Source organism: Streptomyces sp. AC512_CC834 (genome assembly GCF_019049325.1).
Classification (GTDB): Bacteria; Actinomycetota; Actinomycetes; order Streptomycetales; family Streptomycetaceae; genus Streptomyces.
Window position 1 is genome coordinate 179,876 of sequence record NZ_JAGMUO010000014.1, and the last position, 13,585, is coordinate 193,460.

Sequence of the window (13,585 nt, forward strand, 5' to 3'; positions counted from 1 at the left end):
CCCGATCGCATCGTATCCACGATGCGATGACCCCGACACCGACGCAAAGCAAAGGGCGGGCCGTGTTCCGGTATGCACCGGACACGACCCGCCCTTGCTGCGGCAGACACAGCACCGCGGGGGGGGGTGCTCCGTCTACCCGGGCGTCAGGATTCGAGGTCTTCGCCCTCGTCCTCCAAGAGGCCCTTCTGCAGCACCGGTCCTTCGTCGGGAGCCAGGCTGCCGAGAATCCGCTCAAGGTCCTCCATAGAGGCGAACTCCACGGTGATCTTGCCCTTCTTCTGACCCAGGTCGACCTTCACACGCGTCTCGAAGCGGTCCGAGAGCCGCGTCGCCAAGTCCGAAAGCGCCGGGGAAACCAGCGAACCGGCCCGCGGGCCCTTGGCTCGCTGCGGCTTCTGCGGCCGGGAACCCATCAGGGTCACGATCTCCTCGACCGACCGCACCGAGAGTCCTTCAGCCACGATCCGATGGGCCAGCCGGTCCTGCTCCTCCGGATCGTCCACGGACAGCAACGCTCGCGCATGCCCCGCGGAGAGCACCCCTGCGGCCACCCGGTTCTGAACCTTCGGGGAGAGCTTCAGCAGCCGCAGCGTATTGGAGACCTGCGGACGGGAGCGGCCGATGCGGTCCGCGAGCTGATCGTGCGTGCAGTTGAAGTCCTTCAGCAACTGGTCGTAGGCGAAGGCCTCCTCCAGCGGGTTCAGTTGAGCGCGGTGCAGGTTCTCCAGGAGCGCGTCCAGGAGGAGCTTCTCGTCCTCCGTCGCCCGCACGATCGCCGGGATGGCCTCCAGCTCCAGCTCTCGGCAGGCGCGGAAGCGGCGCTCGCCCATGATGAGCTCATAGCGACCGGGACCAGTCGGCCGGACGACGACCGGCTGGAGGAGACCGACCTCCCTGATGGAGGTGACAAGCTCGGTCAGTGCGTCGTCGTCGAAGTCCTTGCGCGGCTGCTTCGGGTTCGGCGTGATGGCGTCGAGGGGGACCTCGGCGAAGTGCGCCCCCATGGGCGGCCGAAGCCCTTCCGCACCATGAGGTGCCGTCGGCTCCTCCGTTTCACGTGAAACATGCGGCAGCGTGGCCACCTTCGCCGCGGCCACCCCGCGCTCGTTCGGCAGCAGAGGCATCGCCCCCGCGGACGGGGACGCCGTGCTCCCCAGCGCCGCCGAGGCCACCGACTTCTCGGTCGGGGCGTTGGGGATCAGTGCGCCCAGACCACGGCCCAGCCCCCTCCGTCGCTCACTCACTGGATCCCCTCCACCATGTTCGGGTCATTCTGAGCGCCGAGGTGTGCTTGCGTCGCGTCGTAACTGACGCCCACACCCTTCAGCGCCATCTCACGTGCCGCCTCCAGATAGGAGAGGGCTCCGCTCGATCCTGGATCGTAGGTCAGTACCGTCTGCCCGTAACTCGGGGCCTCGGAGATACGGACCGAGCGGGGAATGCTCGTCCGCAGCACCTCCTCACCGAAGTGGCTGCGCACCTCGTCCGCGACCTGGGACGCGAGCCGCGTCCGGCCGTCGTACATGGTCAGGAGGATCGTCGACACATGCAGCGTGGGATTGAGGTGACCCCGCACCAGATCGACGTTGCGCAGAAGCTGCCCCAGCCCTTCCAGCGCGTAGTACTCGCACTGGATCGGAATCAGCACCTCCTCGCCCGCGACGAGCGCGTTGACCGTCAGCAGGCCGAGAGAGGGCGGGCAGTCGATGAGGATGTAGTCCAGCGGCTGCTCGTACGCCGTGATGGCCCGCTGGAGCCGGCTCTCACGTGCGACCAGAGAGACCAGTTCGATCTCCGCACCGGCGAGATCGATCGTGGCGGGCGCACAGAACAGACCCTCGACATCGGCGACCGGCTGGACCACTTCCGAGAGCGGTCGGCTCTCGACCAGTACGTCATAGATGGAGGGGACGTCGGCGTGATGATCGATACCCAGCGCGGTGGAGGCATTGCCCTGTGGGTCGAGGTCGACGACCAGGACTCTCGAACCGTGCAGGGCAAGCGACGCGGCAAGGTTGACGGTCGTCGTCGTCTTGCCCACACCGCCCTTCTGGTTCGCTACCACCATGACCCGGGTCTGCTCGGGCCGCGGCAGTCCTTCACCGGCGCGCCCCAGAGCCTCCACCGCCTGTTGGGCAGCACGACCGATCGGAGTGTCGTCCATCGGAGGCGGTGTTTCACGTGAAACATCGGCTCCCATCGACTCGGTACGGGGACCGGGGACCGGATCGGTCATCGGTCCCGCGATATTGGCGTCGGACCGCAAGGATTCACTCTCCTCGACTTCAGGCTCGCAATGAACAGAGCCTCCCATGCCTTCGGGGTCATGAACCAGTGAGGCCTGGTCTTCTGTGGAGAAATCCACCTCTGTGGACAACTCCGTACCCTCTCCGAGCGACCCGAGAGGCTTTCGGTCGCGGGGATCGGCCGCGGCGCGGCCGCGACTGATGATGCCGTGCAGCAGTGAGCGACGTTTCACGTGAAACACGATGCACAGCAGCCGATGCCGAACTGCCGCGACACTCCGGCACGCATAGGTATGGCAGCTTGTGTGGAGTACGGCGGGCCATCAGAACGAACCGCAGCACCCTCACCGCCACAACGAGCTGGGACGCTATCCGCGACGCCGGCGCGTCCTCCCGGTCCGGGCAGCCTTGGCCCGCTTGGCGGCGAAACGCACGCCACCGGGGCTCTCACCGACCTCGACCCGCACCACGGTGGACAGGGGGTCCACGACGCCCTCCCCGACGTGCAGGATCGACGTCTCCTCCGCGCCGAGCTTGCTCAGCGCCGCGGTCGCCGCCTTCAGCTCCCCCTCGGCCGTGTCGCCCTTGAGAGCGAGCATCTCGCCGTACGGGCGCAGCAGTGGAATCCCCCATGCGGCGAGACGGTCCAGCGGAGCAACGGCACGGGCCGTCACCACGTGCACCGGCGGCATCTGGCCCATGACCTCCTCGGCCCGGCCACGCACAACGGTGACATGGTCCAGGCCCAGCAGCTCCACGACTTCGGTCAGGAAGTTCGTGCGGCGCAGCAGCGGCTCCAGAAGAGTGATCTTCAGGTCTTCCCGCACCAGCGCCAGCGGGATCCCGGGCAGCCCGGCGCCGGAACCGACGTCGCACACCGTCACTCCCTCGGGCACGACCTCCGAGAGCACCGCGCAGTTCAGCAGATGCCGCTCCCAGAGACGAGGAACCTCACGCGGACCGATCAGGCCGCGCTTCACACCCGCCTCGGCGAGCAGTTCCGCGTAGCGGACCGCGTCCGCGTAGCGATCACCGAACACGTCGCGTGCCTGCTCGGGTACAGGGGGAAGCTCCGCTGCCTCCGACACGGGGACCGTCCTTCCGTACGGCACCGGCGCACCGGGCGTCGGTACCAGAACCACCAGAACTATCAGGCTGACAAAATTCGGCCCCGCCTGCGCAACAGACGGGGCCGGAGAACGAGAGGACCGATCAGGCGGGAAGCACGACGACGAAGCGCTCCGGCTCCTCGCCCTCGGACTCGCTGCGCAGCCCCGCGGCCTTGACCGCGTCGTGCACGACCTTGCGCTCGAACGGCGTCATCGGCTGCATCCGCACCGACTCGCCGCTGCTCTTGACCTCGGCCGCGGCCTTGGCCCCCAGCTCGGACAGCTCGGCGCGCTTGTTGGCCCGGTAACCCGCGATGTCGAGCATCAGCCGGCTGCGGTCCCCGGTCTCCCGGTGCACGGCCAGGCGCGTGAGCTCCTGCAGAGCCTCCAGCACCTCGCCTTCCCGGCCGACCAGCTTCTGCAGGTCCCGGCTCTTCGTGTCGCTGATGATCGAGACAGAGGCACGGTCGGCCTCGACGTCCATGTCGATGTCGCCGTCGAGGTCGGCGATGTCGAGCAGACCCTCCAGGTAGTCCGCGGCGATCTCGCCCTCCTGCTCGAGGCGCGTCAGGGTGTCTGCGCCCTCGGCAGCGGCGGAGGTGGTGCCTTCCGTCACGGGATGGACTCCTTCTTTACTTCTTCGACGGGGACTTGGGCCGCTGCGGGCCCTTGCGCTGTCCGGACTGGGCCTTGCTGCGGCCACCACCGCCGGACTTCTGAGCCGGCTTCTTGGCACCGGCGGCGGGCTTGGACTCCGGCTTGCTGTCCTGCGGCTCGCCCGGCTTGCCGTCCTGCGGCTCGTCCGACTTGGTCAGCGACGTCTTCGGCTCGGCCTCACCGGCGGGCTTGGACTGGCGCTGGGACTTGCTCTGCCGCTTCGGCTGCTGACGCTTGGGCGTGGCCGCGGTCGTCACGGTCGAGCCGTCCGCGCTCTGCTCGGCGACGGCGGCGTCGTTCTTCACCACGTTGCCGTCGGCCTGGGCCGCCATGCCGGCCTTGTTCAGGCCGTTGATGAACTTCCGCTCGGCCTCGTTGCGTTCCCGGCCCTTGGCGACGATGGCCTTCACGATGGCCTTCTCGCCCCGGCGGCGCGTTCCGCCGTGCTCGGTGACGCTCTTGTGCAGCCGCTCCAGGTAGGAGGCCTGCGCCTTGGAACCCGGCGTCGGGTTGTTGCGGATGACGTACATCTGCTGGCCCATGGTCCACACGTTCGTGGTCAGCCAGTAGACGAGAACACCGACGGGGAAGTTGATGCCGAAGACGGCGAACATGACCGGGAAGACGTACATCAGCATCTTCTGCTGCTGCATGAACGGCGTCTTCACCGTGGTGTCGACGTTCTTGGTCATGAGCTGGCGCTGGGTGAAGAACTGCGACGCCGACATCAGCACGATCATGATCGCGGTGATGACCCGGACGTCCGTCAGCGAGGCACCGAGGGACTCCACCTTCGAGGCGCCGTCGGTGAACTTCGCGGCCAGCGGAGCGCCGAAGATGTGCGCCTTCTGCGCGCTCTCCAGCAGGGGCTGGTTGATCTTGCCGATGGTGTCGCCCGAGGCGATGCCGTTGAGCACGTGGTACAGGGCGAAGAAGAACGGGGACTGCGCCAGGATGGGAAGGCACGAGGAGAGCGGGTTGGTACCCGTCTCCTTGTACAGCTTCATCATCTCTTCGGACTGACGCTGCTTGTCGTTCTTGTAGCGCTCCTGGATCTTCTTCATCTCCGGCTGGAGCGTCTGCATCCCACGCGTCGCCTTGATCTGCTTCACGAAGAGCGGGATCAGGCAGATACGGATCAGAATCACCAGGGACACGATGGACAGGCCCCAGGCCCATCCGGTGTCAGGTCCGAAGATCGCCCCGTACACCGTGTGGAACTGGACGATGACCCAGGAGACGGGCCAGGTGATGAAGCTGAAAAGGCTGGCAATCGTGTCCACTAATCATGCTCCTTGGGCATGGGGCGGGGTCTCTGCGGCCGGGATCGAAGGACCGGACGGACTCGTGGGAGCAGTCTGTCCTTCGATGGCCGGTTCGGCGGCGGAGGGCCCGCCCTTGCGTGCACGCCACGCGTCACGCAGCATTTCGTGCCACCGCGGACGCTTGCGCGGCGGAACATGGTCCACGCCGCCCGGCGACCACGGATTGCATCGCAGGATGCGCCACGCGGTGAGCGCCGTGCCCTTGATGGCACCGTGCCGGTCGATGGCCGTGTAGCCGTAGTGGGAACACGACGGGTAGTACTTGCACACCGGCCCCAGCAATGGACTGATCGTCCACTGGTAGAGCTTGATCAGAGCCAGCAGCGGGTACTTCATCGCGCGCCCCCTCCCAGTAGCCGCGCCAGGGCGGCGTCCAGGTCTCGGGCCAGCTGTGCATGGTCGGCGTCACCCGCACCGGGCAGCGCTCGTACGACTACCAGGCTACCGGGGGGCAACAGGTCGATCCGGTCGCGCATCAGATGGCGAAGCCTGCGCTTCACTTTGTTGCGCACGACCGCACCACCCACAGCCTTGCTCACGACGAAACCCGCACGAGTCGGGGGAGCGCTCTCCCCAGGCGCGTGCGGGTCCGTGGCACCGCTTCGAAGGTGGACGACGAGGGCCGGGCGGCCGGCCCGGCGGCCTCGTCGTACCGCGGTCGCGAAGTCCTCGCGCCGCCTCAGCCGGTTCTCGGTGGGCAGCACGATGTCATGACCTGACCGGGATCAGGCGGACAGACGGGCGCGACCCTTGGTGCGGCGGGTCGCGAGAATCGCGCGGCCGGCACGGGTACGCATACGCAGCCGGAAACCGTGGGTCTTCGCACGGCGGCGGTTGTTCGGCTGGAAGGTGCGCTTGCTCACTCGGGGGCTCCAGAAAGAATCGGGGTTGGCGGGGTGCCGTCCTGGCTGTCACCGTGCGCCCACGAGTAGCTCGCGTTACGCCCGAGTGCACCGCTTTTCGATCACCTTGGACGTGACCTGTGCCCATCGGAGGCAGGCGGCAGCAGCCATCGACAACTCGACCTGGTCACGGTACGTGGGACTGCGCCATTCGGTCAAACCAACGGTGACCGGGAGACACTTGTCCACAGGCTGGGGACAACAACTTGAACCCTACCCGTCGCGCTGACTACCGTGACTGGACTCCGGATTCGTTCCCTTATCCCTGCCCCACCCGAGTTTCATCCCGACCCGTCCCCGAATCACACCTTCGAGGGACTCGTGAGAGAGCGTGCCCTGTGGCTGACGTACCTGCCGATCTTGCCGCAGTGTGGCCACGCGTACTGGAGCAACTTCTCGGGGAGGGCCGCGGGCAGGGCGTCGAGTCGAAGGACGAGCACTGGATCCGACGCTGCCAGCCCCTCGCGCTGGTCGCCGACACCGCCCTGCTCGCAGTACCGAACGAATTTGCGAAGGGCGTACTGGAGGGCCGCCTCGCCCCGATCGTCAGCGAGACCCTGAGCCGCGAATGCGGCCGCCCGATCCGCATCGCGATCACCGTCGACGACACCGCGGGCGACCCCACCCCCGGCCCCACCGGCCCCACCGGCCATTCCGGCCATTCCGGCCCCACTCCGCAGGCGCCGCCCTCCCGCCCCCAGTCCCGCTACGAGGAGCCCGAACTCCCCGGCCAGGGCCGCGAGGAGTACCGCGACCGCGACGAGTACGAGGGATACGGCCGCAGCCGCGCCGACCAGCTCCCCAGCGCACGCCCCGCCTACCCGCAGGAGTACCAGCGCCCCGAGCCCGGCTCCTGGCCGCGCCCGCCGCAGCAGGACGACTACGGCTGGCAGCAGCAGCGCCTCGGCTTCCCGGAACGGGACCCCTACGCGTCCCCGCCGCAGGAGTCGTACGGCCAGGAGCCACCGCCGTACTCCCACGACGCGTACCAGCAGGACTACCGCCCGCAGCCCCCGGAACGCCCGTCGTACGACTCCCAGCGCGGCGACTACGAGCAGTCCCGCAGCGAGTACGACAAACCCCGCGGCGACTACGACAAGGCCCGAGGCGACTACGAGCAGTCCCGGGGCGACTACGACCAGCCGCGAGGGGACTACGAGCAGCGCGGCCCCCGCCGGGACCTGCCCGCGCCGCCGGCCGGCTCCGGGCACGTCCACCGCGGCGGCCCCGTCGGCCCCGGACCCGCCACCGGGGCGCCCGGCCCGCTGGCCGCCCAGCCCGCGCCGGCGACCGGCCCGGGCGAGCCGACCGCGCGCCTGAATCCGAAGTACCTCTTCGACACCTTCGTCATCGGCGCCTCCAACCGCTTCGCCCACGCGGCGGCCGTCGCCGTCGCCGAGGCGCCCGCCAAGGCGTACAACCCCCTCTTCATCTACGGGGAGTCGGGACTCGGCAAGACCCACCTCCTGCACGCCATCGGGCACTACGCGCGCAGCCTCTACCCGGGCACGCGCGTGCGCTACGTGAGCTCGGAGGAGTTCACCAACGAGTTCATCAACTCCATCCGCGACGGCAAGGGCGACAGCTTCCGCAAGCGCTACCGCGAGATGGACATCCTGCTCGTCGACGACATCCAGTTCCTCGCGGACAAGGAGTCGACGCAGGAGGAGTTCTTCCACACCTTCAACACCCTCCACAACGCCAACAAGCAGATCGTGCTCTCCTCCGACCGGCCGCCCAAACAACTGGTCACCCTGGAGGACCGGCTGCGGAACCGCTTCGAGTGGGGACTGATCACCGACGTCCAGCCGCCCGAACTGGAGACGCGCATCGCGATCCTGCGCAAGAAGGCGGTGCAGGAACAGCTCAACGCCCCGCCCGAGGTCCTGGAGTTCATCGCCTCCCGGATCTCGCGCAACATCCGCGAGCTGGAGGGGGCGCTGATCCGGGTGACGGCGTTCGCGTCGCTCAACCGGCAGCCGGTGGACCTGGGCCTCACCGAGATCGTCCTCAAGGACCTGATCCCCGGCGGCGAGGACTCGGCGCCCGAGATCACGTCCACGGCCATCATGGGCGCGACCGCCGACTACTTCGGACTCACCGTCGAGGACCTGTGCGGCACCTCGCGCGGCCGCGCGCTGGTGACGGCCCGGCAGATCGCCATGTACCTGTGCCGCGAGCTGACGGACCTCTCGCTGCCCAAGATCGGCGCGCTGTTCGGCGGCCGGGACCACACCACGGTGATGCACGCCGACCGGAAGATCCGCAATCTGATGGCCGAGCGGCGCTCCATCTACAACCAGGTCACCGAGCTGACCAACCGCATCAAGAACGGCTGACGGCCGCCGGCACCGGCACAAGGGCGCCTCTGGACACCCCGGGGGCGCCCTTCGCGTGCCCGGGCGGCCGTACAGCCGTGCTGTCCGCTGTTCGAATACCTGCGAGGTTACGGCCGTCCTCCACAGATTCGGCCAGTTTTTTCCGTCCACAGCTTGGGGACTGGGAAGTTGTCCCGATCCTGTCCACAGGCCAGGGTGTTGAGAGATCATCAGACCAGGTCAGGCCCCTGTGGATTCGTGGACAAAGGATCTCCACAGGCTGTGGACGACGAAATGATCCACAGGCTGTGCGTTCAGTTGTCCACGTGCAACCCACAGGATGGAGCAAGTTGTCCCCAGCGATCACCAGCTTCTCCACATGCCTGTCCACTGTTCGGCAACACGACGCGCCCTGTCACCACGTCGAGTGAAAGCCGTCACATCAGGGTGCCTGGTTGGGCTGTGGGAAACATGGGTAAAGCTGGGGACGGCCCTGGGGAGAAGTCGCCCCTGCCTGTGCACGGAGTGTGCAGAACTTTCTGTTCTCCACAGATACGCCCGGTTGTCCACCGGCTCCGCCCACAGGCCCGGTGGATAAAATTCCTGCTCTGACCTGGGAAAACGAGGTTATCCACGGTATCCACAGGCCCTACTACTACTAGCAACTAGAGAGAGAGCGGAATCCGTTTCGAAGCGGGTCCTGTGCACAACTCGCCCTCTCGAGGCCGACCGCCCCTCGTCACGACTTGACCCCGAACGGCACCTACTGTCAGTGGGGTGCGTCAGACTGGTCCCCGGTGCTCTGCCCCTCACGGGGACCGACGGCACCGACTCAGACGACGAAGGCCAGGCAGGGCGAGCAGCGCCGGCAACAGCAGGAGGCGGCAACAGTGAAGATCCGGGTGGAACGCGACGTACTCGCGGAGGCAGTGGCCTGGGCGGCTCGCAGCCTCCCGGCCCGTCCGCCGGCGCCGGTCCTCGCGGGCCTACTGCTGAAGGCCGAGGAGGGGCAGCTAAGCCTGTCCAGCTTCGACTACGAGGTCTCGGCGCGGGTTTCGGTGGAGGCGGAGATCGAGGAGGAGGGCACGGTCCTCGTCTCCGGCCGTCTGCTCGCCGACATCTCCCGCGCCCTGCCCAACCGGCCGGTGGAGATTTCCACAGACGGTGTACGGGCGACGGTGGTCTGCGGCTCCTCGCGGTTCACCCTCCACACCCTGCCGGTGGAGGAGTACCCGGCGCTGCCGCAGATGCCGGAGGCGACGGGCACGGTCCCCGGCGAGGTCTTCGCCTCGGCCGTGCAGCAGGTGGCGATCGCCGCGGGCCGCGACGACACGCTGCCCGTCCTGACCGGTGTGCGCATCGAGATCGAGGGCGACTCGGTGACGCTGGCCTCCACCGACCGCTACCGCTTCGCGGTCCGCGAGTTCCTGTGGAAGCCGGAGAACCCGGAGGTCTCCGCGGTCGCCCTGGTGCCCGCCAAGACGCTCCAGGACACCGCCAAGGCGCTGACCAGCGGCGACCAGGTGATCCTGGCGCTGTCCGGTTCGGGCGCGGGCGAGGGCCTGATCGGCTTCGAGGGCGCCGGGCGCCGGACGACGACGCGTCTGCTCGAGGGTGACCTCCCGAAGTACAAGACGCTGTTCCCGACGGAGTTCAACAGCGTCGCCGTGATCGAGACCGCGCCCTTCGTGGAGGCCGTCAAGCGTGTGGCCCTGGTCGCGGAGCGCAACACTCCGGTGCGGCTCAGCTTCGAGCAGGGCGTGCTCATCCTGGAGGCCGGCTCGAGCGACGACGCGCAGGCTGTGGAGAGGGTGGACGCCCAGTTGGAGGGCGACGACATCTCGATCGCCTTCAACCCGACCTTCCTGCTGGACGGGCTGAGCGCCATCGACTCGCCGGTGGCCCAGCTATCCTTCACGACGTCCACGAAGCCGGCGCTGCTCAGCGGCAGGCCCGCGGTGGACGCCGAGGCGGACGAGGCCTACAAGTACCTGATCATGCCGGTGCGGCTGAGCGGCTGAGCGGCTGAGGCTGCCCAGCGGTTGGCCCAGCGGCCCGCTTCGTCGGCGGCTGTCCACAGGGTGGGAAAGAACCCGCAGGTGAGGGCGTACGTCTGAGCGCGTATGCCCACAACTGTGCACGGGCGTCCGGGTTTAGGCTCGGCGCGGGTACGTAAGTGCCGCGGCACGCATCCGGCGGGTACGGAGGTGCCGCCTTGCCACCTCGCACACCTAAGGAACGCAACTGATGGAGCTCGGTCTCGTCGGCCTCGGCAAGATGGGCGGCAACATGCGCGAGCGGATCCGCCGCGCGGGCCACACCGTCGTCGGATACGACCGCAATCCGGACCTCGCCGACGTCCACAGCCTGGAAGAGCTTGTGGGCAAGCTCAGCGCCCCGCGCGTGGTCTGGGTGATGGTCCCGGCCGGCGAGGCCACGCAGGCCACCGTCGACCGGCTCGGTGAGCTGCTGGAGCCCGGCGACGTCGTCGTGGACGGCGGCAACTCCCGCTGGACGGACGACGAGAAGCACGCGGAGGAGCTGGCAGCCAAGGGCATAGGCTTCGTCGACTGCGGCGTCTCCGGCGGCGTGTGGGGCCTGGAGAACGGCTACGCGCTGATGTACGGCGGCGACGCGGAGAACGTCGCCAGGGCGCAGCCGGTCTTCGACGCCCTCAAGCCGGAGGGCGAATTCGGGGCGGTGCACGCAGGCAAGGTGGGTGCGGGCCACTTCGCGAAGATGGTCCACAACGGCATCGAGTACGCGATGATGCAGGCCTACGCCGAGGGCTGGGAGCTGCTGGAGAAGGTCGACTCCGTGGACAACGTCCGCGAGGTCTTCCGGTCCTGGCAGGAGGGCACGGTGATCCGTTCCTGGCTGCTCGACCTGGCTGTCAACGCGCTGGACGACGACGCGCACCTGGACGGGCTCCGGGGTTACGCACAGGACTCCGGTGAGGGACGCTGGACTGTGGAGGCGGCGATCGACAACGCGGTGCCGCTGCCCGCGATCACGGCGTCCCTCTTCGCGCGGTTCGCGTCCCGGCAGGACGATTCGCCGCAGATGAAGATGATCGCCGCGCTGCGGAACCAGTTCGGCGGGCACGCGGTCGAGAAGAAGAAGTAGGCAACACCCGAAGGTCAATGCCCGAGGGTCCACACCCGAAGGTTGGGGAGGTCGGCGCACGACCATGCACGTCACGCATCTGTCGCTGGCCGACTTCCGTTCGTACGCCCGGGTCGAGGTGCCCCTGGACCCGGGCGTCACCGCCTTCGTCGGCCCGAACGGGCAGGGCAAGACGAATCTCGTCGAGGCGGTCGGCTATCTCGCCACCCTCGGCAGCCACCGGGTCTCCTCCGACACCCCGCTGGTGCGCATGGGTGCCGAGCGTGCCGTGATCCGCGCCCAGGTCAGACAGGGCGAGCGGCAGCAGCTCATCGAGCTGGAGCTGAACCCGGGCAAGGCCAACCGTGCCCGCGTCAACAGGTCCTCGCAGGTCAGGCCGCGTGACGTACTCGGCATCGTGCGTAGCGTGCTGTTCGCGCCGGAGGATCTCTCGCTGGTGAAGGGCGATCCCGGTGAGCGGCGTCGTTTCCTGGACGAGCTGATCACCGCCCGTTCGCCGCGGATGGCCGGGGTGCGCGCGGACTACGACCGGGTGCTCAGGCAGCGCAACACCCTGCTGAAGTCGGCCGCGCTCGCTCGCAGGCACGGCGGCCGCACGATGGACCTGTCCACGCTGGACGTCTGGGACCAGCATCTCGCGCGCGCGGGAGCGGAGCTGCTCGCCCAGCGCCTCTCCCTGATCGCGGCCGTGCAGCCGCTGGCCGACAAGGCGTACGAGCAACTGGCCCCGGGCGGCGGTCCCCTCGCCCTGGAGTACAAGCCGTCGGCGCCCGGCGAGGCGCACACGCGCGAGGACCTGTACGAGCAGTTGACGGCCGCGCTCGCCGAGGCGCGCAAGCAGGAGATCGAGCGGGGCGTCACGCTGGTGGGGCCGCACCGGGACGATCTGCTGCTCAAGCTCGGCTCGCTGCCCGCCAAGGGCTACGCGTCCCACGGCGAGTCCTGGTCGTACGCGCTGGCGCTGCGGCTGGCGTCGTTCGACCTGCTGCGGGCGGAGGGCAACGAACCGGTGCTGGTGCTGGACGACGTCTTCGCCGAGCTGGACGCGCGGCGCCGGGAGCGGCTGGCCGAGCTGGTGGCGCCCGGTGAGCAGGTGCTGGTGACGGCCGCGGTCGACGACGACGTGCCGCGGGTGCTGGCGGGGGCTCGGTTCACGGTGGCGGAGGGGACGGTGGAGCGCGTATGAGCGCGGACGAGCCGGGCCCCGCGAAGCCTTCCGGTGGCCGTGAGGGGAGTGGTCCGGAGCCCTCGGGCGTCGATCTCGCGCGCGTGGCGCTCAGGGCGGCGCGGGAGGCGGCACGCGCGCGTGGGGACGCGGCGCAGCAGAAGAAGCAGGCGCGGCGCGGGGGTCTGCGCTCCGGGGCGCGTGCCGACGGCCGTGATCCGATGGCGCTGGGTTCGGCGATCAACCGGCTGATCACCGAGCGCGGCTGGGAGACGCCGGCGGCGGTGGGCGGGGTGATGGGCCGTTGGCCGCAGATCGTCGGTGAGGACGTGGCGAAGCACTGTGTGCCGGAGCGGTACGACGAGGACGAGCGGGTGCTGGTCGTGCGCTGCGACTCGACGGCCTGGGCGACGAATCTGAGGTTGCTCGCCCCGACGCTGGTGGCTCGCCTGAACGAGGATCTGGGGCACGGATCGGTGCGGATGATCAAGGTGTTGGGGCCGGGGGGCCCGGGCGGTCCGGGGCGGCGTTACGGGCCGTTGCGGGCGCCGGGCAGCCAGGGTCCGGGCGACACCTACGGGTGACTTCCGGGTGGTCTGGCACCCCGTCAGAGGCGCGTGATGTACCTCACAAAAAAAGGTGTCACGGGCCGGTGTGAACCGTCGGTGGCCGCTTCTCCGTACCACCGCACGCGGTGCCGAATCGCGATCTGACTCCCAAGTAGCAAAGGGTTG

At 68.6% G+C, this 13,585-nt stretch carries 13 protein-coding genes; 5 read left to right on the forward strand and 8 right to left on the reverse strand.

Going from position 1 to position 13,585, the window contains the following annotated elements; translation table 11 throughout:
• Positions 1-146: 146 nt before the first annotated feature.
• From KUM40_RS04865 to rpmH, 8 genes are all read right to left on the reverse strand, one after another.
• Positions 147-1,247, reverse strand: a complete 1,101-nt coding sequence (locus KUM40_RS04865) for a ParB/RepB/Spo0J family partition protein (protein ID WP_217163204.1) — start codon at positions 1,245-1,247, stop codon at positions 147-149.
• The gene (locus tag KUM40_RS04870) at positions 1,244-2,317 is read right to left on the reverse strand and encodes a ParA family protein (RefSeq protein WP_217163591.1); all 1,074 of its coding nucleotides are present in this window, start codon (positions 2,315-2,317) and stop codon (positions 1,244-1,246) included. The genes KUM40_RS04865 and KUM40_RS04870 overlap by 4 nt, the downstream gene beginning before the upstream one ends.
• 300 nt (positions 2,318-2,617) lie before the next feature.
• Positions 2,618-3,337 (reverse strand): 16S rRNA (guanine(527)-N(7))-methyltransferase RsmG, encoded by a 720-nt coding sequence (gene rsmG / locus KUM40_RS04875; RefSeq protein ID WP_217163206.1) that lies wholly within the window; start codon positions 3,335-3,337, stop codon positions 2,618-2,620.
• Positions 3,338-3,461: 124 nt separating this feature from the next.
• Positions 3,462-3,974 (reverse strand): R3H domain-containing nucleic acid-binding protein, encoded by a 513-nt coding sequence (locus KUM40_RS04880; RefSeq protein ID WP_217163207.1) that lies wholly within the window; start codon positions 3,972-3,974, stop codon positions 3,462-3,464.
• Positions 3,975-3,990: 16 nt separating this feature from the next.
• Positions 3,991-5,298, reverse strand: coding sequence for a membrane protein insertase YidC (gene yidC / locus KUM40_RS04885; protein ID WP_217163209.1), 1,308 nt, complete (start codon positions 5,296-5,298; stop codon positions 3,991-3,993).
• A 3-nt stretch (positions 5,299-5,301) separates the two neighbouring features.
• Positions 5,302-5,676: a membrane protein insertion efficiency factor YidD gene (yidD, locus tag KUM40_RS04890; protein WP_217163211.1), complete on the reverse strand. Its 375-nt coding sequence runs from the start codon at positions 5,674-5,676 to the stop codon at positions 5,302-5,304.
• Complete coding sequence (rnpA, locus tag KUM40_RS04895; protein WP_061443637.1) at positions 5,673-6,044, reverse strand: ribonuclease P protein component; 372 nt, start codon at positions 6,042-6,044, stop codon at positions 5,673-5,675. Before rnpA ends, yidD begins: the two co-directional genes overlap by 4 nt.
• A 21-nt stretch (positions 6,045-6,065) precedes the next feature.
• A complete protein-coding gene (rpmH, locus tag KUM40_RS04900; RefSeq protein ID WP_217163213.1) occupies positions 6,066-6,203 on the reverse strand; it encodes a 50S ribosomal protein L34 in 138 nt (45 codons plus the stop codon).
• A 377-nt stretch (positions 6,204-6,580) separates the two neighbouring features.
• Between rpmH and dnaA the strand changes: the two genes are divergently transcribed.
• The 5 genes from dnaA to KUM40_RS04925 all read left to right on the forward strand — a co-directional run bounded on the left by dnaA (position 6,581) and on the right by KUM40_RS04925 (position 13,435).
• Positions 6,581-8,581, forward strand: coding sequence for a chromosomal replication initiator protein DnaA (dnaA, locus tag KUM40_RS04905; protein ID WP_217163215.1), 2,001 nt, complete (start codon positions 6,581-6,583; stop codon positions 8,579-8,581).
• An 869-nt stretch (positions 8,582-9,450) separates the two neighbouring features.
• A complete protein-coding gene (gene dnaN, locus KUM40_RS04910) occupies positions 9,451-10,581 on the forward strand; it encodes a DNA polymerase III subunit beta (protein ID WP_217163217.1) in 1,131 nt (376 codons plus the stop codon).
• A gap of 226 nt (positions 10,582-10,807) precedes the next feature.
• Positions 10,808-11,686 (forward strand): phosphogluconate dehydrogenase (NAD(+)-dependent, decarboxylating), encoded by an 879-nt coding sequence (gene gnd / locus KUM40_RS04915; protein WP_217163220.1) that lies wholly within the window; start codon positions 10,808-10,810, stop codon positions 11,684-11,686.
• 64 nt (positions 11,687-11,750) lie between these two features.
• The gene (gene recF, locus KUM40_RS04920; RefSeq protein WP_217163222.1) at positions 11,751-12,872 is read left to right on the forward strand and encodes a DNA replication/repair protein RecF; all 1,122 of its coding nucleotides are present in this window, start codon (positions 11,751-11,753) and stop codon (positions 12,870-12,872) included.
• Entirely contained in the window at positions 12,869-13,435 is a 567-nt protein-coding gene (locus KUM40_RS04925; RefSeq protein ID WP_217163224.1) for a DUF721 domain-containing protein, read from the forward strand. The genes recF and KUM40_RS04925 overlap by 4 nt, the downstream gene beginning before the upstream one ends.
• Positions 13,436-13,585 lie beyond the last annotated feature (150 nt).